The sequence below is a fragment of the Sphingobium sp. KCTC 72723 genome, assembly GCF_014280435.1.
Lineage (GTDB): Bacteria > Pseudomonadota > Alphaproteobacteria > Sphingomonadales > Sphingomonadaceae > Sphingobium.
The window spans coordinates 3,704,112-3,724,067 of record NZ_CP060388.1; the positions used below are offsets into that span (position 1 = coordinate 3,704,112).

16 protein-coding genes are annotated in these 19,956 nt (G+C 63.2%); 10 read left to right on the forward strand and 6 right to left on the reverse strand.

Annotated elements, in window-relative coordinates:
* The first annotated feature begins 29 nt into the window (after nucleotides 1-29).
* Nucleotides 30-1,211 carry a hypothetical protein gene (locus SPBM01_RS17880; protein ID WP_188062863.1) on the forward strand — a complete coding sequence of 394 codons (1,182 nt, stop codon included), beginning with the start codon at nucleotides 30-32 and terminating at the stop codon, nucleotides 1,209-1,211.
* An 11-nt stretch (nucleotides 1,212-1,222) separates the two neighbouring features.
* Nucleotides 1,223-1,729, forward strand: a complete 507-nt coding sequence (locus tag SPBM01_RS17885) for a DUF1993 family protein (protein WP_188062864.1) — start codon at nucleotides 1,223-1,225, stop codon at nucleotides 1,727-1,729.
* A gap of 119 nt (nucleotides 1,730-1,848) precedes the next feature.
* On the opposite strand, the gene SPBM01_RS17890 is transcribed toward SPBM01_RS17885, so the two are convergent.
* Nucleotides 1,849-2,343, reverse strand: coding sequence for a hypothetical protein (locus SPBM01_RS17890; protein ID WP_188062865.1), 495 nt, complete (start codon nucleotides 2,341-2,343; stop codon nucleotides 1,849-1,851).
* A gap of 87 nt (nucleotides 2,344-2,430) precedes the next feature.
* On the opposite strand from SPBM01_RS17890, the gene gyrB reads away from it, so the two are divergent.
* A complete protein-coding gene (gyrB, locus tag SPBM01_RS17895) occupies nucleotides 2,431-4,950 on the forward strand; it encodes a DNA topoisomerase (ATP-hydrolyzing) subunit B (RefSeq protein WP_188062866.1) in 2,520 nt (839 codons plus the stop codon).
* The gene (locus tag SPBM01_RS17900; RefSeq protein ID WP_188062867.1) at nucleotides 4,950-5,483 is read left to right on the forward strand and encodes a membrane-like protein; all 534 of its coding nucleotides are present in this window, start codon (nucleotides 4,950-4,952) and stop codon (nucleotides 5,481-5,483) included. Before gyrB ends, SPBM01_RS17900 begins: the two co-directional genes overlap by 1 nt.
* Here SPBM01_RS17900 and SPBM01_RS17905 read toward each other — a convergent pair.
* The 3 genes from SPBM01_RS17905 to SPBM01_RS17915 form a co-directional block, all read right to left on the reverse strand.
* A complete protein-coding gene (locus SPBM01_RS17905) occupies nucleotides 5,480-6,028 on the reverse strand; it encodes an ankyrin repeat domain-containing protein (RefSeq protein WP_188065807.1) in 549 nt (182 codons plus the stop codon). The two genes, SPBM01_RS17900 and SPBM01_RS17905, sit on opposite strands and share 4 nt — an antisense overlap.
* 101 nt (nucleotides 6,029-6,129) lie before the next feature.
* Nucleotides 6,130-7,797, reverse strand: coding sequence for a catalase (locus SPBM01_RS17910; protein ID WP_316724504.1), 1,668 nt, complete (start codon nucleotides 7,795-7,797; stop codon nucleotides 6,130-6,132).
* Nucleotides 7,798-7,957: 160 nt separating this feature from the next.
* On the reverse strand, nucleotides 7,958-10,366 hold the full coding sequence (locus SPBM01_RS17915; RefSeq protein ID WP_188062868.1) for a ligase-associated DNA damage response DEXH box helicase: 2,409 nt from the start codon (nucleotides 10,364-10,366) through the stop codon (nucleotides 7,958-7,960).
* Between the two features lie 176 nt (nucleotides 10,367-10,542).
* Here SPBM01_RS17915 and SPBM01_RS17920 point away from each other — a divergent pair, with 176 nt between their 5' ends.
* Both SPBM01_RS17920 and SPBM01_RS17925 read left to right on the forward strand, forming a co-directional pair.
* A complete protein-coding gene (locus SPBM01_RS17920; protein WP_188062869.1) occupies nucleotides 10,543-11,868 on the forward strand; it encodes a cystathionine gamma-synthase family protein in 1,326 nt (441 codons plus the stop codon).
* 1 nt (nucleotide 11,869) lies between these two features.
* Nucleotides 11,870-12,796: a 2-hydroxyacid dehydrogenase gene (locus SPBM01_RS17925; RefSeq protein ID WP_188062870.1), complete on the forward strand. Its 927-nt coding sequence runs from the start codon at nucleotides 11,870-11,872 to the stop codon at nucleotides 12,794-12,796.
* On the opposite strand, the gene SPBM01_RS17930 is transcribed toward SPBM01_RS17925, so the two are convergent.
* Nucleotides 12,793-13,440, reverse strand: a complete 648-nt coding sequence (locus SPBM01_RS17930) for an HAD family hydrolase (RefSeq protein ID WP_188065809.1) — start codon at nucleotides 13,438-13,440, stop codon at nucleotides 12,793-12,795. The two genes, SPBM01_RS17925 and SPBM01_RS17930, sit on opposite strands and share 4 nt — an antisense overlap.
* A gap of 128 nt (nucleotides 13,441-13,568) precedes the next feature.
* Here SPBM01_RS17930 and SPBM01_RS17935 point away from each other — a divergent pair, with 128 nt between their 5' ends.
* The 4 genes from SPBM01_RS17935 to SPBM01_RS17950 are packed head-to-tail and all read left to right on the forward strand — an operon-like array spanning nucleotide 13,569 to nucleotide 17,160.
* Nucleotides 13,569-14,678, forward strand: coding sequence for an ABC transporter permease (locus SPBM01_RS17935; RefSeq protein ID WP_188062871.1), 1,110 nt, complete (start codon nucleotides 13,569-13,571; stop codon nucleotides 14,676-14,678).
* Nucleotides 14,678-15,559: an ABC transporter ATP-binding protein gene (locus SPBM01_RS17940; RefSeq protein ID WP_188062872.1), complete on the forward strand. Its 882-nt coding sequence runs from the start codon at nucleotides 14,678-14,680 to the stop codon at nucleotides 15,557-15,559. The genes SPBM01_RS17935 and SPBM01_RS17940 overlap by 1 nt, the downstream gene beginning before the upstream one ends.
* Nucleotides 15,560-15,562: 3 nt before the next feature.
* Nucleotides 15,563-16,525 carry an MlaD family protein gene (locus tag SPBM01_RS17945; protein WP_188062873.1) on the forward strand — a complete coding sequence of 321 codons (963 nt, stop codon included), beginning with the start codon at nucleotides 15,563-15,565 and terminating at the stop codon, nucleotides 16,523-16,525.
* Nucleotides 16,526-16,551: 26 nt separating this feature from the next.
* Nucleotides 16,552-17,160, forward strand: coding sequence for an ABC-type transport auxiliary lipoprotein family protein (locus SPBM01_RS17950; protein WP_188062874.1), 609 nt, complete (start codon nucleotides 16,552-16,554; stop codon nucleotides 17,158-17,160).
* A 26-nt stretch (nucleotides 17,161-17,186) separates the two neighbouring features.
* On the opposite strand, the gene SPBM01_RS17955 is transcribed toward SPBM01_RS17950, so the two are convergent.
* Nucleotides 17,187-19,949 (reverse strand): [protein-PII] uridylyltransferase, encoded by a 2,763-nt coding sequence (locus SPBM01_RS17955; RefSeq protein WP_188062875.1) that lies wholly within the window; start codon nucleotides 19,947-19,949, stop codon nucleotides 17,187-17,189.
* Nucleotides 19,950-19,956: the final 7 nt, after the last annotated feature.

Here is a 19,956-nt window from a genome sequence, read left to right on the forward strand (position 1 = left end):
CGATCCGTCCGTTTCAGGAGCCTGTTCCCATGCGCCCCTTCCTTGCCGCCGCCCTGTTTGCGACGCTGACTGCTGCTGCCGAGCCGCCGGCTTTGGCCCCGCTCGCTTTCGAGCAGATTGCCCCTGCCGGCACGAAGATGCCGCGTTTCAAGGTGGACGCGGCCTGGCCGCAGATGCCCGGCGACCTGCTGCTGGGGCAGGTCAGCGGCGTGGCGGTGGGACCGGACGATAGCGTGTGGGCAGTCCACCGGCCCCATTCGCTGACCGGGACCGACACGGGATTGGCCGAAACACCGCCAAGCGCGGTCTGTTGCAAGCCCGCGCCGCCGGTCGTGCATTTCGCCAGCGATGGCCACTATCTGGGCGGCTGGGGCGGCGCGGCGAGCGCGCCCAAGGTGGATGACGTGACGCAATGGCCATCCAGCCTACATGGCATCTTCGTCGACAAGGCAGGCACCGTCTGGTTCGGCGGCAATGGCAAGGACGATCATGTCGTGCTGAACTACAGCGCGGACGGCACCTATCTGCGCGGCTTTGGCAAGCGGGGCGAGACGAAGGGCAATGACGCGACCGACCGGCTGGGCAATCCGTCCGACGTCAATCATAGCGACGGCATGGTGCTGGTGTCCGACGGCTATGTGAACCGGCGCGTGATCGGTTTCGACGCGAAAACCAATGCGTATAAGGGCCGCTGGGGTGCCTATGCCAAGCCGCCGATCGCGCCCACCCGCGCCGGAGCTTTCGACCAGAGCCATGCAGTCGATCCCAGCAAGGTCGCCAATCCCAAGTCCGATATATTTGCCGACATCGTCCATTGCGTGGTGCCGACGAAGGACGGCCATGTCTATGTGTGCGACCGCAACAACAACCGGGCGCAGCTGTTCAAACGCCGCAAGGACGGATCGCTCAGCTTCGTGCGCGACCTGGTGATCGCGGGCGAGACGGGCGGCACGCACACGGTGACGGACATCGCCTTTTCCCCCGACCCGGACCAGACCTACCTCTATGTCGCGGACATGATGAACGGGCGGATATGGATCTTGCGGCGCAAGACGCATGAAATATTGGGCGCAGTCGGGCGGATCGGGCGGCAGGCGGGGCAATTTACCTGGCTGCACAGCATTGATACCGACAGCCAAGGCAATATCTATACGACCGAGGTCAATACCGGCCGTCGCATACAAAAGCTGGTCTTTACCGGCGTCGAATGAGGAAATGGCCGATGGCGACCGAATTATATGACCTGACCGTGCCCGTGTTCGTGCGCGGGTTGCGCGCTTTGTCCGGCTTGCTGGACAAGGGCGCGGCCTTTGCGGGAGAGAAGGGCGTCGATCCGCTGACGCTGACCGGCGCGCAGTTGATCGCGGACATGAAGCCGCTGACTGCGCAGGTGCAGTTCGCGTGCGATACGGCCAAGGGAGCGGTAACGCGACTGGGCGATCTGGAGCCGGTGGCGATGGCCGACACCGAACAGAGTTTTGCCGATTTGCAGGATCGGATCGCGCGCACAATCGCGCTGCTGGAGGCAGTGCCGCGCGAAAAGATCGACGGGCGCGAGGATGCGGCGGTGGTACTCAAAGTGCCAGGCGGCGAGATTCCCTTTACCGGGCGCAGCCATGTGCTGACCTTTTCCCTGCCCAATTTCTATTTTCATATCACGACTGCCTATGCGCTGTTGCGGCAGGCGGGGGTTCCGGTCGGCAAGATGGACTATCTGGGCGGGGTCTAGAGCGGTTTGCGATCCGATTGCATCGGATCAACCGCTCTAGGATTTTGTTTTGACGCGGTTTAGCTGCGCTGGCCTACGGCTCCGAGTCATCAGATGATTCCATCTGATTAGAAACCGCTCTAACCCGCGATCAGCCGGACAAAGGCGCTCGATACCCAGCCGCTGACGCAGGGGCCGTCATAGGCCTGTTTGCGTTCCACGGGCGCGGTTACGCCGCAATCGGGCGCTTCCGCCGCATTGTCGGGGGCTGAGTCAGGGGCAGCTTCCGGCAACAGCACGACGCCCAGCCATTTCTGGTCGATGCTGCGGGTGCAGACGAACGCGCGTTGGCCCACCGCCAGTTGCGCCAATATCCTGGCGTCGCCAAAGGGAGCCGCGCGCAGCGGCAAGCCCCCCGCCCCGCCGCGCGTCACCTGCCCCAACGTGCCGCAGGCGTCCATCCTTGGTCCGTCCTCCCCGATGATGACGGGCCGGGCAAGTGGCGTGTCCATGCGCGTTTCCGGGGCCGGGGCGTTCGGCCTGTCGGCCAGCGAGCTGTTGGGCAATTCGTCCAGCACCTCGCGGCTGTCGGAACAGGCGGCCAGCATCAGGACGAGAGCGAGGGAACGGATCATGGGCCATGGGATAGACCCCCGCAGCGGCGCGGGGAAGGGGCCATGTTTCGCTTTAGTTTCAGGCCACCTTTCCCTATAGGCTGGGCTATGAGCGATGAACCCGTAAACACCCCCAATAATAACGAATATGGCGCCGACAGCATCAAGGTGCTGAAAGGTCTGGACGCCGTGCGCAAGCGGCCCGGCATGTATATCGGCGACACCGACGATGGCAGCGGCCTGCACCATATGGTGTTCGAGGTTTCGGACAATGCGATCGACGAGGCGCTGGCCGGGCATTGCGACAAGATTTACATCACGTTGAACCCCGACGGGTCGGTGAGCGTCGAGGATAATGGACGCGGCATCCCGACCGGCATCCACACCGAAGAAGGCGTGTCGGCGGCCGAGGTCATCATGACCCAGCTTCATGCGGGGGGCAAGTTCGAGAATACCAGCGACGACAATGCGTACAAGGTATCGGGCGGCCTGCATGGCGTGGGCGTTTCGGTGGTCAATGCGCTGTCCGAATGGCTGGACCTGCACATCTGGCGCGAGGGCAAGGAGCATTATATGCGCTTTGCCTATGGCGATGCGGTCGAGCCGCTGATCGTCACCGGCGATGCGCCGGAAGGCAAGAAGGGGACGCGCGTCACCTTCCTGGCGTCGATGGAAAAGGCACCGGGCGACGGCGCGACGTTCAAGAATCACACCGAATATGATTTCGAGAAGTTGGAGCATCGCTATCGCGAACTGGCGTTCCTCAATAGCGGCGTGCGGCTGTTCCTGGTCGATGCGCGGCATGAGGAAAAGCGCGAGATCGAGCTGTTCTATGAAGGCGGTATCGCCGCGTTCGTGAAATATCTGGATCGCAACAAGACCGCGATGATGCCCGATCCGATCGCGATTTCCGGCACCCGCGACGACGTGACCATCGACGTCGCGCTGGAGTGGAACGACAGCTATTATGAAAATGTGCTGTGTTTCACGAACAACATTCCGCAGCGCGACGGCGGCACGCACCTTGCCGCGTTCCGCGCCGCGTTGACGCGGACGCTCAACAATTATGCGGAAAAATCGGGCGCGCTGAAGAAGGAAAAGGTCAGCCTGACCGGCGAGGATATGCGCGAAGGGCTGACCGCGATCGTATCGGTCAAGCTGCCCGATCCCAAATTTTCGTCGCAGACCAAGGACAAGCTGGTGTCGTCCGAAGTGCGCCAGCCGCTGGAAAGCCTGATGGCCGACAAGATGGCCGAGTGGCTGGAAGAAAATCCCGGCTTCGGCAAGATGATCGTGCAGAAGGTGATTGACGCCGCTGCCGCGCGGGAGGCCGCCAAGAAAGCGCGCGAACTGACCCGGCGCAAGGGCGTGCTGGATATTGCCAGCCTGCCCGGCAAGCTGGCCGATTGTCAGGAGCGCGACCCGGCCAAGTCCGAACTGTTCCTGGTCGAAGGCGATTCGGCCGGCGGATCGGCCAAGCAGGGGCGCAACCGGCATAATCAGGCGATTTTGCCGTTGAAGGGCAAAATTTTGAACGTCGAGCGCGCGCGGTTCGACAAGATGCTGTCGTCCAAGGAAGTCGGCACGCTGATCCAGGCGATGGGTACCGGCATCCGCGACGATTTCAACATCGAAAAGCTGCGCTACCACAAGATCGTCATCATGACCGACGCGGACGTCGACGGCGCGCATATCCGCACGCTGCTCCTGACCTTCTTCTATCGGCAGATGCCGCAGATCATCGATGGCGGTCATCTCTATATCGCCCAGCCGCCGCTCTATAAGGCGACGCGGGGCCGGTCCGAGGTTTACCTCAAGAATGAAGCGGCGCTGGAGCAATATCTGGTCGATAATGGCGTCGATTCGATGGCGCTGGAAACGGCGCAGGGTCCGCGCACGGGCGACGACCTGCGCAGCCTGATCGAACATGCACGGCGGATGCGCGCAGTGATGCGCTATGTGCCGCGCCGTTATAATCCGGGGATTATCGAAGCGCTGAGCCTCAATGGCGCGCTCGATCCCGAACTGTCGAACGAAGCGCAAGCCGAGCGGCTGGCCGCGACCGTCACATGGATGGGGGCGCAGGATGTCGAGGGCCGGTGGAGCGGCAGCGTCGCCGAAGAAGGCGGATTCCACTTCCAGCGCGCATGGCGCGGCGTGACCGACCATCATGTCATAGAGGCCGGGTTCGTCGGTTCGGCCGAGGCACGCAAGCTGCACAGCATCGCGGCGGAAGATGCGGGCAGTTACCTGACACCTGCCCGCCTGATTTCGGTCAAGGCTGCCCAAAATGCGCAGGCTTCAGCGGAGGACACGAGCGCGGACGACTTGCCCGCTGCGCCGGTCAAGGGCGCGATGGTCACGCGGCCGAGCGAATTGCTGGACGCTGTCCTGTCCGCCGGGCGCAAGGGGCTGGCGATCCAGCGTTATAAGGGGCTGGGCGAAATGAACGCGGAACAGCTGTGGGAAACCACGCTGGACCCGGACAATCGCTCCATGTTGCGCGTCGAGGTCGAACAGGCGGATGTCGCGGACGAAATATTTAGCCGCCTGATGGGTGAAGTGGTCGAACCGCGCCGCGAGTTCATTCAGGACAATGCGCTGAACGTCGCCAATCTGGACGTGTGATGCAGCTGATCGGCATCGCGCTGCTGGGCGGGATGCTGGTCGGCTGTGCGCCGGAACCGGCGCAGAATGAAGCCGATAACGCCGCGCCCATGAACCGGGCAGCGCCGTTGGCGGTGGCGATTCGCGATGCGCCTGCCGCTCCGGCGAAGGTGGCGTCGCGCAACGAGCGGAAGATTTTGAAAAGCGACGGTTTTCCCGTTCCACGTGGAACAGCCCCCGCGCCGCGCCCTGCCCCGGCACGGTCCGACACCCCCGCTTATCGCGCGATCGGCACGGAGCCTTTCTGGGCCGTGACGGTGCGCGGGACGACGGCAACGCTGGAGCGGCCGGGCGTGGTGGCGATACCCTTTACGGTGGTGCGCGACACGGATGGCTATCGTGGTGACGGCTTTGCCATGACGATCAGTCAGGGGCCGTGCAGCGACGGCATGAGCGATGCGCTATGGTCCGACCGGGTCGCTATTGCCTTTGGCGAGGGCGTGTTGAAGGGCTGCGGCGGGGCGCGGGAGGATGAAGGCGCGCGCGCGCCCTAATTGCGCCCGTCAAGTTGTTGGACCATCGCGTCATTGCCCTGCGCCTGTGCGACGGCTTTGGCGGTGCGGCCGGATGCGTCGGCCAAGGCCGGATCAGCGCCCGCCTTCACCAGCATCGCGACCTGCACGCTGCGGCCGAACAAAGCCGCCATCATCAGCGCGGTTTGCCCGGCATTGTTGCGCGCGTTTACATCACATCCCGCAGCAAGCAGACGCGCGGCGATGGCGTCATTGCCCTTGAACGCCACGCCCATTTGCGCGGTGTTGCCCTGTGATCCATCCGGCTTGCAGGCGTCGGCACCGGCGTCGATCAGCGCATCTAATGTAGCCGCCTGCCCATTATAGGCAGCCAGAATCAGCGGCGTGAAGCCGCGCGCGTCTGTGGCGTTCAGATTTACGCCAGCCTTCACGAGCGGAGCGATCATGTCGCTGCGGCCAAGGCGCGCGGCGTCGAACAGGAGTTCCTGCCGTCGTTCGGGCGTGGGGAGCGCTTCGGCGGCGGGGGACGCTGCGGCGAGCGTGGTGGCGAGGAGGAGAGCGAGCATCATGGGTCGGCCTTGTTGCAACAATGATCGGTTCGTCCTGAGCCTGCCGAAGAAGGCAAGTCCTTCGACAAGCTCAGGACGAACGGTGTTTGGCTACGCCCTCAGCGCACGGTCAGGCGCTGTTGCGGATAGGCGGCTTCATATTCCGACACCGCTTTGGTCACGTCCGCCATCGGTACGTTCACGGCCTTGGCGATACGAGTGCCGTAATCCTTGTCGGCCTGATAGAAGTAGCTGACCATGATCGTGCGGGTGCGGTCGGACTTTACCTGACCCAGATCGCCGGCGAGGTTGGCGATCAGGTCCGCCTTGTCCTTGGCCGAGAGGGAGCGGTAGAAAATGCCCGCCTGCGCGAAATTATTGGTCTTTTCGATTGGCTTGGCATCGACCGTGGCATTCACTTCATAGGTCGACTGGCCAAATTCCGCTGCGGCCTGCTTTTGCACCGTGGCGGGGAAGTAATTGACGTTGGAGGTCGACCCCGTCCCGTCCATCACCCCGTCCTGATAATTGTTTACGACCGGGGTCAGCGGCTTGTTGACTGGCAACGACATCACGTTCGCGCCGATGCGATAGCGCTGGGTGTCCGAATAGCTGAACAGGCGGCCCTGCAACATGCGGTCGGGCGATGCTTCGATGCCCGGCACCATATTGGCAGGGGCAAAGGCGGACTGTTCGGTGAATTCGAAATAGTTGGCGGGCATCTTGTTCAACGTCATTTCGCCGATCTTGCGGAAGGAGACGTTGAGCCACTCCTTGGTATCGTCGAACGGGTTGTAGTCGAGGCCCGCAAACTGATCCGGCGACATGGTCTGGATCATCAGATCCCAGGTCGGGAAATTGCCCTTGCCCACTTCCCGATAGAGATCGTCGGTCATGAAGTTGAACTGCGCCGCGCCCGCATCCTTGCCGGTCAGGTTCTTCACGCCCTGACGGCTGATCCAGCGGAACTTGGCGAACGTCACCTTGCCCTGGCCGTTCACCAGCTTGAAGGCATGGACGCCATTGCCGTCCATCGTGCGGTAGGAGGATGGCGTGCCGAGATTCGAAAACAGCTGAGTCAGCATGTTGGTCGATTCAGGCGTGTTCGAGAAGAAGTCGAACAGGCGGTTGGGATCCTGCTTGTTGGTGATCGGCGAGGGTTTCAGGCTATGCACCATGTCAGGGAACTGCATCGCGTCGCGGATGAAGAAGATCGGCAGGTTGTTGCCGACCAGATCCCAATTGCCCTGATCGGTGTAGAATTTGGTGGCGAAGCCGCGTGGATCGCGCAGGCCTTCTGGGCTGCCCGATGGGTGGATGACGCTGGAAAAGCGCACGAATACCGGGGTTTCCTTGCCCGACGCGAACAGCGAGGCGCGGGTCAGGTCGCTGATGTCGGCAGTTGCGCGGAACACGCCATGCGCGCCGGTGCCGCGGGCATGGACGACGCGCTCAGGGATGCGTTCGCGGTCGAAGCGCGACAGCTTTTCAATGAGGGTCGTATCCTCCAGCAGCACCGGGCCAAGGTCGCCTGCGGTCTTGCTGTTGCGGTTGGCACCGATCGGCGCGCCATTGTCGCGGGTCAGGTTGGGTACGACGGCGGGTGCGGCTTCGACCGGAGTCGCCATCGTTTGGCCAGCATCGGTCGGGAGCGTCACGGTCGCCATGCGCGGTGCGACCTGCGCGTCGTTCTGGGCCGATGCCTGCGCGCCGACGAGCGCGGACAGGCTGACGGCAGCCAGCGTCAGGCCGCGCAGGGGCGCGGCCGAAATTGGAGAGTTCGGCATGATCTGGTTCCTCTGTTGTTCCGTCGATCTTGGCGACCGACGACCCGTTCAGGCCGGGAAACGTGGGATGCACCCGTGCGACAATTTAGAGAAACGGCTTATTCTGTTTTCAGATAGTGGCGTTTTCGATCATTGCTGAGGAAACATATGGAGACGGCGATCAGTCCGGCTGCATCGCCAGTGTGACCAGCGCCTCCGCTTCGATCAGCAGCGCATCCTCCGCCGCGCTTTGCGCCACATGTTCGCGACCGATGAGGATCAGCACCGGCACGGCCAGCGGGCTGACCCGGTCGAGCGTGACATGCAGCATGGTCGTGGCCGCACGGTCGATCAGATCGCCCAAGCGGCCCACATCGGTCATGCGCGCGCGCGCATCGGCCCAGGCGGCCTTGAGCAGCAGATGGTCGGGCTGATATTTGCGCAGCACGTCGTAGATGAGGTCGGTGGAGAAAGTGACTTGCCGCCCGGTCTTGCGCTTGCCGGGATGCTGACGCTCGATCAGGCCGGAAATCACTGCCACATCGCGGAACGCGCGCTTGAGCAGGCTCGACTGTTCGACCCAGTCGACAAATTCATGGTCCAATATGTCGGCGGAAAACAGGCTTTGCGGGTCAGTGACGGGTTTGAGGCCATAGACCGCCAGCGCATAATCATTGGCGACGAAGCCGAGCGGCAATAGTCCCTGACTTTCCATCCGGCGGGTGAGCAACATGCCGAGCGACTGGTGCGCGTTCCAGCCTTCAAAACTGTAGCAGACAAGATAATGGCGTCCTTCATGCGGGAAGGTTTCGATCAATAGCTGGCCCGGTTGCGGCAGGACGGACCGCAGTTTCTGCATATCCAGCCATTCGCGCACGTCGGGCGGGAAGCGGTGCCATTCGTCAGGGCTGGCGAGAAAGGCGCGGACCCGGTCGGCCAGCCGCGTGGACATGGCCATGCGACTGCCGCCCCAACTGGGGATGCGCGCCTGTTTGGAAGTGGCGCGGACGATGAGGTCGGTCGTGTCCATCTTCACCACTTCCAGCGCGGTGCCGGAAAAGAAGAAGCTGTCGCCCGGTGCAAGCTGGGCGGCAAACCCCTCCTCCACCGTGCCGAGTTTGCGGCCATTGGCGAAGCGCACGGACAGCGCAGGCTGATCGACGATGATGCCCGCGTTCAGGCGGTGCTGCTGAATGAAACGGGGGTGGGAGACGCGCCACATGCCGTCTGCATCCTGTGTCAGGCGTTTGAAGCGGTCATAGGCGCGCAGGGCGTAACCGCCGCCTTCGATGAAGTGGAGGACGGAGGCGAAGCCTTCGGGGGTCAGCGCGCTATAAGGAGTGGCGGACTGAATTTCGGCGAGCATCGTTTCTTCGCGAAATGGCCCGGCGCAGGCGAGGCCCATGACATGCTGGGCCAATACGTCGAGGCTGCCCGCGCGAAAGTCATCGGCGTCGCGTTCGCCCGCTTCCACTGCGTCCAGCGCGGCGCGCGCTTCGAGATATTCGAAACGGTTGCCGGGGATGAGGATGGCTTCGCTGGCCTGATCGAGCCGGTGGTTGGCGCGGCCGATCCGCTGAAGCAGGCGGGAGGAGCCTTTGGGTGCGCCCATCTGGATCACGCAATCGACATTGCCCCAATCGACGCCAAGGTCGAGCGACGCGGTAGCGACGAGCGCGCGCAGCTTGCCGGCGGCCATGGCATTTTCCACCTTGCGCCGTGCTTCGATCGACAGGCTGCCATGGTGGATGGCGATCGGCAGATTGGCGTCGTTGGCCGACCATAATGACTGGAAAATGAGTTCGGCCAGACCGCGCGTGTTGCAGAATACCAGCGTGGTTTGATGCGCAGCGATTTCCGCCATCACCTGATGCGCGGCATATTTGCCCGAATGGCCCGACCACGGGACACGGCCTTCGGGGATCAGGATGGTGACATTGGGTTCGGCCCCCGCCTCCCCTAGTACTGCGGCGACCGTGTCGATATCGCCATCGGGCGCGAGCCAGGCGCGATAGGCATCGACGTCCGCGACCGTGGCGGAAAGGGCGACGCGGCGCAGGCCGGGATTGATCGCCTGAAGCCGCGCCATCGACAGGCTGAACAGATCGCCGCGTTTCTGGGTGGCGAAGGCGTGGACTTCGTCGATGATGACGGTTTGCAGGTCCGCGAACATCAAGGCCGCATCGGGATAGCTGAGCAGCAGCGAGAGCGATTCGGGCGTGGTGAGGAGAATGTGGGGCGGCTTGACCCGCTGGCGCGCCTTGCGGTCCGACGGGGTGTCGCCGGTGCGGGTTTCGACGCGGATGGGGAGGTCCATCTCCTCGACCGGAGTCAGGAGGTTGCGGCGGACATCGACGGCGAGCGCCTTCAAGGGCGAGACATAGAGCGTGTGGAGGCGGTCGGTCGGGCGTTCGATAAGGTCGCTCAGTGTCGGCAGGAACCCCGCCAGCGTCTTGCCCGCGCCGGTGGGGGCGACGAGCAGCGCATGGTCGCCCCGGCGCGCGGCGGCGAGCATCGCGCGCTGATGGGCGCGCGGCGACCACTCGCGCGCAGCGAACCAGTCTTCCAGCACAGGGGGGAGGACATCCATGGGACGGATGTAGGGACGATCCCGTCGATGCGAAAGCGCAAGTAGGGGCGCGTAACATTCATATGATCGTGCGAAATATTATGTCGCACCCCTCTGGCCCTGCCCCCCGTCCCTGCGTTACCATCGCATCATCAACAGCGGCGCAAAGATGCCGCATTGTGCAGGAGATGAGAGATATGACCGGCGAAACCGAAGCCGACCTGACCGGCGTACCAGCGAGCGGCAACCGCCGCCGTCCCAAGCCACCGATCATGGAAATTGACGGCCGCAAGCTGCGCCCCGCCACGCTCATGATGGGCCATGGCTATGACCCGACCCTGTCCGAAGGATCGCTCAAACCCCCAATCTTCCTGACATCGACTTTTGCGTTTGAAAGCGCGGCGGCGGGCAAGCGCCATTTCGAGGGGGTGACGGGCATCCGTCCGGGCGGATCGGAAGGGCTGGTCTATTCGCGCTTCAACGGTCCCAATCAGGAAATTGCCGAGGATCGGCTGGCCGTATGGGAGGAGGCGGAGGATGCACTGCTGTTTTCCAGCGGCATGTCGGCCATTGCCACCACGTTGCTGGCGATGGTCCAGCCGGGCGACGTGATCGTCCACTCCGCCCCGCTCTATGCTGCGACCGAATCGCTGATCGGGCGGATATTGGGCAAGTTCGGGGTCCAATGGCTCGATTTCCCCGCTGGCGCGAGCGCGGACGAAATTGGCGCTGTGATCGACAAGGCCAAGGGGCTGGGCCGCGTGGCGATGATCTATTTGGAAAGCCCGGCCAATCCGACCAATGTGCTGGTCGATATCGAAGCGGTGGTCGCCCGGCGAAACGCCGCCTTTGCGGGCGCAGACCATGTGCCGCCGATCGCCATCGACAATACGTTTCTGGGACCATTATGGTTGAAGCCGCTGAGCCATGGCGCAGATCTGGTGATCTACAGCCTGACCAAATATGCCGGTGGGCATAGCGATCTGGTCGCAGGCGGCGTGCTGGGGTCGCAGGCTTTGATCACCACGATCCGCCTGATGCGCAATACGATCGGCACCATCCTGGACCCGCACAGCGCATGGATGCTGTTGCGCAGCCTGGAGACGCTGGAATTGCGGATGAGCCGGGCGGGCGACAATGCGGCGAAGGTGTGCGCGTGGTTGAAGGACCAGCCGCAGGTGGAGAAGATCGTCTATCTGGGCTTTCCCGAAACCGAGCGCCAGGCGGACATTTATAATCGCCATTGCACCGGGGCGGGATCGACCTTCTCGCTCTATCTGAACGGCGGCGAAGCGGAGGCGTTCGCCTTTCTCGACGCGCTCAAGATCGCCAAGCTGGCGGTCAGCCTGGGCGGGACCGAGACGCTGGCGAGTCATCCCGCCGCGATGACCCATTTGTCGGTGCCAGCCGCGCGCAAGGCGGCACTGGGTATCGGCGACAACATGGTGCGCATCTCGATTGGGTGTGAGGATGCCGATGACCTGATCGCCGATTTCACCCAGGCGTTGCGGGCAATCGGGTAAGATGGCGCGTCCGATGCTGTTGGTGGGTCAGCCTTTGCTGGCCCCCATCATTCCTTTGCTGGCGGCCCGTTACGATGTCATCGCGCTGTGGGAACGGCCCGATGCCAATGCGCTGGCGCGGGTCGATGCGGTCATATGGGCAGGCGAATTCGTGCTGGAGCGCGCATTGGTCGACGCGATGCCGCGCCTGTCGCTGATCGCTTGTTTCACCGTGGGCTATGACGGGGTGGACCTGTCGCTGGCAAAGGCGCGGGGCATTGCCGTAACCCATGCGGGCGACGCCAATGCACAGGATGTCGCCGACCATGCGATCGGCCTGATGATCGCGCATCGGCGCTGGAAAGTGGGTGGGGACAGGCATTTACGCGCGGGGCTTTGGACGATCGAGGCCAAGACGCGCACCGCGTCGATGGGCAGCGCGCGGTTGGGCATCGTGGGCATGGGCGCGATCGGCGTGGCCGTGGCGGAACGGGCAATGGCGATGCGGATGGCGGTCCGTTGGTGGGGGCCGCGCGAGAAGCCTGCTTTGCCCTGGCAAAGGGCGGAAAGCCTGATGACGCTGGCGCAGGACAGCGACATCCTGCTGGTTGCGGCGCGTGCGGACGCGCGCAACCGGGGGATGATTTCCGCCGCGATTCTGGATGCGCTTGGTCCCGATGGCCTGCTGGTCAATGTCGCGCGCGGGCAGTTGGTGGATGAAGATGCGCTGATCGCCGCGCTTCGCGCCGGCAAGTTGGGTGGCGCTGCGATCGACGTGTTCGATCCTGAACCGACCGATCCGGCGCGCTGGGTCGATATACCCAATGTCGTGCTGACCCCGCATACCGGCGGGGCGACGCATGAGGCGGTGGCACAGATGGCGCAGATGCTGTTGGCGAACCTGACCGCCCATTTTGCCGGGGCAGCGCTGCCCTCCCCTGTGACTTAGGTCCAGTCCACCCGCGTCCAGCCGCGCGCCGCCGCCAGCCGAGCCAGCGGCTTGTGCGGGTTGGATGCGAAAGGAATGTCGGCAAATTCCAGCATCGGCGCGTCCGACACATGGTCGGAATAGGCGCGGATATGCGCCTGGGTCCGGTCGATCGCTTCGGCCGCCATCCATGCCTTGATCATCCGCAACTTGCCGGTGTCATAGCAATTTTCGCCCGCGATTCTGGCACGGACATAGCGCAGATCCTGGCTGAGATGATCGGTTGCGATCACTGCGTCAAAGCCCAGCCGCCGGGCGATCGGCTCGACATAAAGGCGATAGGAGGCAGTGGCGAGGACGAGGCGATAGCCATCGGCCCGGTCCTGCGCGATCTGCGCCACGGCACCGCTGCGCAGATTGGTCGCCACCACCTTGTCGGCATAGCTTTCGATATGCGGCATCAACCTGGCGCGTTCGACATGATAGCCGATCATCAGCGTCTGGTTGATTTCCTTGAGCCGCTGTCGCGAAAACAGCTTCAGCACATAGGCCAGCATCGCCAGCCCCACGACGGGCAGCAGCGCCAGTCGCCACGGCGCCATTGCGCGCGCGACATGGATCAGGAATCCGGTATAGGTGCCGCTGAACGTGACCGTGCGGTCCATGTCGTATATCGCCAGCCTGTGCGTCGTCATGCCGTATCCGAAACTTTTCCGCTCGCGCTTCGTTCTGTCCGGGCGATGGGCCGTTTCGGCTTGCCGTGCAACCGATATTGGATCAGTAATTCCATCGCATGAATAAAGCCGCCAATCTTGCTGAAGAAATGCGCGATGACGGCACGGTGATCCGGCTTTCCGGGTCGCTGGCGATTGCCTGTTTGCATGACCTTCCCGACCGTCTGGATGCCGTGCAGGGTCCGGTGCAGTCTATCGACCTGACCGATGTGGATCATATCGATACCATCGGCGCATGGACCGTGCATCGCACCGCAAAACGGCTGGGCTGCACCATCAGCGGGGGCAGCGGCGACGCGACTCGCCTGGTGGAAGCAGTCGGTGCGCTGGATGAACCTGTGCCGATCCGCCCTGACCATGTCCCGGCGCTCAGCCGCGTCGTCGGCCAGATCGGCGAAGCGGTGGTGGCATCGGCCAATACGATGATGGGGCTGCTCGGCTTTTTCGGCAGCACATTGGTGGCGAGTTGGAGCGTCATGCGCCATCCCAGCCGTTTCCGCTGGAACGCGGTGGTGCAACGGTTCGAGGTCGTGGGCGTCGCGGCGCTGGGCATTATCGGCCTGATGAGTTTCCTGATCGGCATCGTCATCGCCCAACAGGGTTCGGTGCAGTTGCGCCAGTTCGGCATGGAAATGCTGACCATCAATCTGGTCGGCCGCCTGACATTCCGCGAACTGGGCGTGCTGATGACCGCGATCATGGTCGCCGGTCGTTCCGGTTCCGCCTTCGCGGCGCAGCTCGGCACGATGAAGCTGACCGAGGAAATCGATGCGATGCGCACCATCGGCGTGTCGCCGATGGAAGCGCTGGTGCTGCCGCGCACGCTGGCCGTGGTCATCATGATGCCGTTGCTGGGCTTTTATGCGTCGATCCTGTCGGTCATCGGCGGCGGGTTTCTGTGCTGGATCGCGCTAGACATTCCCCCCATCACCTTCCTGCAACGATTGCGCGAAGTCGTGCCGATCACCGACCTGTGGGTGGGCCTGATCAAGGCGCCGGTATTCGGCCTGATCATTGCCATTTCAGGCTGTTTTCAGGGGATGCAGGTCAAGGGAAATGCCGAGGAAGTGGGCCTGCGCACGACGGCCGCCGTGGTGCAGGCGATTTTCCTCGTCATCGTGATCGACGCTTTCTTTGCGGTGTTCTTTACCTGGATCGGATGGAATTGATGGCGGACGACACCATCACCGACGAAGAAGCCCGCATCGAAAGCGCGATGCAAAGCAGCGAATTTGCGATTTCGGTGCGCGGCATTCGCAACAGTTTTGGCGATCAGGTGATCCACGACAATCTGGACCTGGACGTGCGCAAGGGCGAGATTTTGGGCGTGGTCGGCGGATCCGGCACCGGCAAATCGGTGCTGATGCGGTCCATCATCGGATTGCAGACGCCCGACGCGGGCGAAATCCACGTCTTTGGCGAATCCATGGTCGGGCGACTGGATGATGAGGCATTGGCCATTCGCAAGCGATGGGGCGTGCTGTTTCAGGGCGGGGCGTTGTTTTCAACGCTGACCGTCGCCGAAAATGTCGAAGTGCCGATCCGCGAATATTATCCCAATATCAATGCGCAGTTGCGTGACGAAATTGCCGCCTACAAGATCCGCCTGACCGGATTGCCGAGCGAGGCTGGTCCCAAATATCCGTCCGAACTGTCGGGCGGCATGAAGAAGCGGGCGGGCCTGGCCCGTGCGCTGGCGCTGGACCCGGACCTGCTGTTTCTGGATGAACCGACGGCGGGGTTGGACCCCATCGGCGCAGCGGCGTTCGACGACCAGACCCGCAAGTTGCAGGAGACGCTGGGACTGACGGTGTTTCTCATCACCCATGATCTCGACACGCTCTATTCTATTTGCGACCGGGTGGCGGTGCTGGCGGACAAGCATGTAATTGCGGTCGGCACGATCGACGAATTGCTGGCGCTCGACCATCCCTGGATTCAGGAATATTTCAACGGTCCGCGCGGCCGCGCCGCAACGGCAGCGGTTGCCCGCGCCAAGGATCGCGAACAAGATAAGGCGGCGCTCAGCCCGCCGGACGGAAGGCAATAGGATATGGAAACCCGCTCCAACCATGTGCTGGTCGGCACGGTCACGCTGCTGTTGCTGGCGGCGATCATCGCTGCGGCCTTCTGGTTCTCCCGCCTGTCGGAGGGCGACAACAAGCAGTTCGACATCTTCTTCAAACAGTCGGTCAGCGGCCTGGCGAAGGGATCGAGCGTCAATTACGCCGGCGTCCCTTCGGGACAGGTCGAGGCGATCGAATTGTGGAAGCGCGACCCCAGTTTCGTAAAGGTTCGCATTTCCGTGAAGGACGGCACACCCGTCCTGCAAGGCACGACCGCGACGATCGCGGGGGTGGGCTTTACCGGGGTTAGCGAAGTGGTGCTGGACGGCGCGGTCAAGGGCGCGCCGCCGATCGTTTGCCCGGCGGAAAATCCGCTGACCGCCTGCCCCGATGGCGTGGCGGTGATCCCTACCAAGCCCGGCGCGCTGGGCGAGTTGCTTAACAATGCCCCGCAATTGCTGGAACGGCTGTCGACCCTGACCGAACGATTGACCGAAGTGTTGAGCGACAAGAATCAACAATCGATCGCGGGCATCCTTGCCAATGTCGAGCGGGTGTCGGGTGCATTGGCCGACCGCAGCCCGGAAATCGCGGCCACGCTGGCCGAAGCGCGCATCGCCGTGCAGCGCACCGGGGTCGCCGTCGAACAGATCGGCAAGCTGGCCGCCACGACCGATATGATGCTGAACGAGGAAGGCAGGCCGCTGATGGCCGACCTGCGCAAGAGCGTGCAGGCCGCAACGCGCAGCATCGAGACGTTGGACAAGACGATCGGCGAAGCACAGCCGGGCGTGAAGGCATTCAGCACCCAGACCATGCCGGAAGTGAACCAGTTGGTCCGCGACCTGCGCGAAATGTCCCGGTCTTTCCGGGGGGTAGCGGAGAAACTGGACCAGCAGGGCGCCGGGTCGATCGTAGGATCGCCGCCGCTGCCGGACTATAAACCATGATGATTTTGATGAGAGGGAAGCGGAGCATGTTCCACCCCAAGATGACGGGCATTGCGCTGGCACTGAGCGCTGCCGTCCTGCTGCCCGGATGCGTGTCCTTCGGGGGCAAGCCGCCGCAGCAGTTGCTGACGCTGGACGCTGCGCAAAAGGTGCCTGCGGGCGCGGCGCGGGTCGCCGGGTCCGGGCGCACGCTGATCGTCGCCGACCCCGAAGCGCCCAAGATGATCGACAATGTCCGCGTCCCGGTGCAGGTCGGGCCGACATCGGTCGCTTATGTGACCAAGGTGCAATGGGCCGACACGCCCCGGCACCTGTTCCGGCGGTTACTAGCCGAAACCATTTCCGCGACCACTGACCGGGTCGTGCTGGATAGCGGGCAGTTTTCGGGCGATGGCGGCCAACGGCTGGACGGCGAAATCGTCGCTTTCGGTCTGGATGCGCCCGGCAATCAGGCGGTAGTGACGTTCGACGCGGTGCTGGCAACGCCCGAAGGCGTAGCGATCGCGCGGCAGCGCTTTACTGCCAGCCAGCCAGTGGGTGCCAAAATCGACGCGGCAACCGTCGGTGCGCCGTTGAACGCGGCGGCGAACAAGGTTGCGGCCGAGGTCGCGGCATGGGTGGCGCAGGCGCGGTAGGCGCGCACTGGCGGGCGTAGAAAGCTCTACGCCCGCTCCAGCGCGTCACTGACTTCGCCGCCAGCCGCTTCCAGCAAGCGACGCTCCAGCGTCTGGAGCCGGGCCTTGCTCTCTATCTTGCCGCCGAACAGGTCGGTGACGTAAAAAGTATCGACCGCGCGTTCGCCATAGGTGGCGACATGGGCGCTGTGGACCGTGACTTTGGACTGGAACAGCGCATTGGCGAGGCTGAACAGCAGCGCCGGGCGGTCGCGCGCATTGACTTCGACCACGGTGAAGCGGTTCGACGCCTTGTTGTCGATCAGCACATTAGGTTCGATGCGGAACGCTTCGGCGCGGGTGCGGGTCAGCGGGCGCGCCGACAGCTTGGTGATCATCCGGTGGCGGTTCGACAGCGAATCCTCGATCGCGCCCCGGATGCGGGCCAGCTGTTCGGGGCTGTGGAATGCGCCGCCCATCGGATCTTGCACCAGGAAATTGTCGATCGCCATGCCATCGCGCGTTGTGTGGATACGCGCGTCGATGATGTTGCCGCCGGCCAGATGGATGGCACCCGCAATGCGGTAGAACAGCCCCGGATGATCGGCGGCATAGACGGTCACTAACGTCGCACCGCGTTGTGGATAATATTGCGCAGCAATCGCCAGCTGCGATTCGCCCGATGCCAATATATGCTGCGCGTTGTGGAACAATATGTCTTCGGGTTCGGCGATCCAGTAGGATTCGGGCATCCGTTTGCACAGAGCATCGAAATCCGCATCGGGCAGGCCCAGTGCCGCCCGCAACCCCGCCTGCTTGGCCGTGACACGCTCGCCCCGACCCTTTTGCTTATGGCCAAGACGCAGCAGTTCTTCAGCCGAATCATAGAGGTCGCCCAGCAACTGCCGTTTCCAGCTGTTCCAGACACCGGGGCCAACGGCGCGAATATCCACCACCGTCAGGCACAGCAGCAGTCGCAGACGTTCCGGGCTTTGGACCACTTCGACGAAATCGATGATGGTCTTGTAATCGGCCAGATCGCGCTTGAACGCGGTGGCGGACATCAACAGATGATAGCGCACCAGCCAGGCGACGGTTTCGGTTTCAGCAGGCGTCAGGCCCAGACGGGGGCAAAGATGTTCCGCGACTTCCGCGCCCAATATGCTGTGGTCGCCGCCGCGCCCCTTGGCAATGTCATGCAGCAGGACCGAGACATAGAGCGCGCGCCGCGACAGCAGCTTGCCCATCAGTTCGCTGGCGAGCGGATGATCCTCGCCAAGCTCTCCCTTTTCGATCCGCGACAGCAGGCCGACGGCGCGGATCGTATGTTCGTCCACCGTGTAATGATGATACATGTCGAATTGCATCTGCGCGACGACGCGACGGAAATCGGGGACGAAGCGGCCAAACACCGTCGATTCGTTCATCCAGCGCAACACCGTTTCGGGGTCGCGCGGGGACGTCAGCACGTCCATGAAGGCCGCGTTGGCGCGCGGATCCTTACGCACTTTCGCGTTGATCAGCCCGGCGTCGCGGCTGGCGGCACGGATTGCGCTGGGGTGGATGGACAGGCCATGGCGGTCGGCCACGGCGAAAATCTCGATCAGGCGAACGGGGTCGGCCTGAAAGAAATCATCGCTGGGCAATGACAGGCGGCCCCGTTCCAGCACGAAGCCGTCCAGCTTCTTGGGCCGCCGGAACATGGCGGGAATATAACGCCGCCCCTTGGCCGCCATCTGATCGTCCAGATGGGCCAGGAACATGGCAGTCAGGTCGCCGACAATCTTTGCGTTGAGGAAATAATAGCGCATGAAGCGCTCCACCCCCGACTGGCCAAGGCGGCCGGTAAAGTGCATCCGGGTCGCGGTTTCCAGCTGAAGGTCGAAGGTCAGGCGGTCCTCCGCCCTGCCCGTGATGGTGTGGAGGTGGCATCGCACTGCCCACAGGAAATCCTCCGCCTTTTGAAACTGGCGCAATTCCGCCTGAGTCAACAATCCGACATCGACCAGTTCGGCGACCGACCGCACCCGATTTACATATTTGCCGATCCAGAACAGCGTGTGCAGGTCGCGCAGACCGCCTTTGCCTTCCTTCACATTGGGTTCGACGACATAGCGGCTGTCACCCATCCGCTTGTGCCGGTCTTCCCGCTCGGCCAGCTTGTCGGTGACGAAGGCGCGGGCCGTCCCTTGCATCACTTCTGCGTCGAAACGGGTCGATGTTTCCTCATAGAGCGCGCGATCGCCCCAGACATAGCGCGCCTCCAGCAAAGCCGTGCGCACGGTAAGGTCTGCCTTGGCCATGCGCATCGTTTCGTCGATCGAACGACTGCTATGACCGACCTTCAGCCCCAGATCCCAGAGCGAATAGAGCATGGATTCGATGACCTGCTCGGTCCAGCCGGTCGGTTTCCATGGCGTGATGAACCCTATGTCCACGTCGCTGTGCGGTGCCATTTCCCCACGGCCATAACCACCCACGGCCATCAGCGCGATTCGTTCCCCCGTGCTACGGTTGCCCGATGGGTAGAGATGGTGCGTCGTCGCGTCATAAAGCAGGCGTATGATCTGATCGATCAGGAAGGCGAAGGCGGTTACGGACTCCCGCCCGCGCGTGGGCTTTGCCTCCAGGCGGCGCGCGACTTCCAGCCGCCCTTCGTCCAGCGCTGCTTTCAATTCCTTGACGATCAGGCCGCGCAACCGAACGGGATCGCCCCGATGCTCGTGCGCCAGGGCGTTTATGCTGTCGGATATCGCGCGCCGGTCGATGATCGCACGGCGCGATCCCAGCGCGGGGAACTGCATGACCATGGGCGTG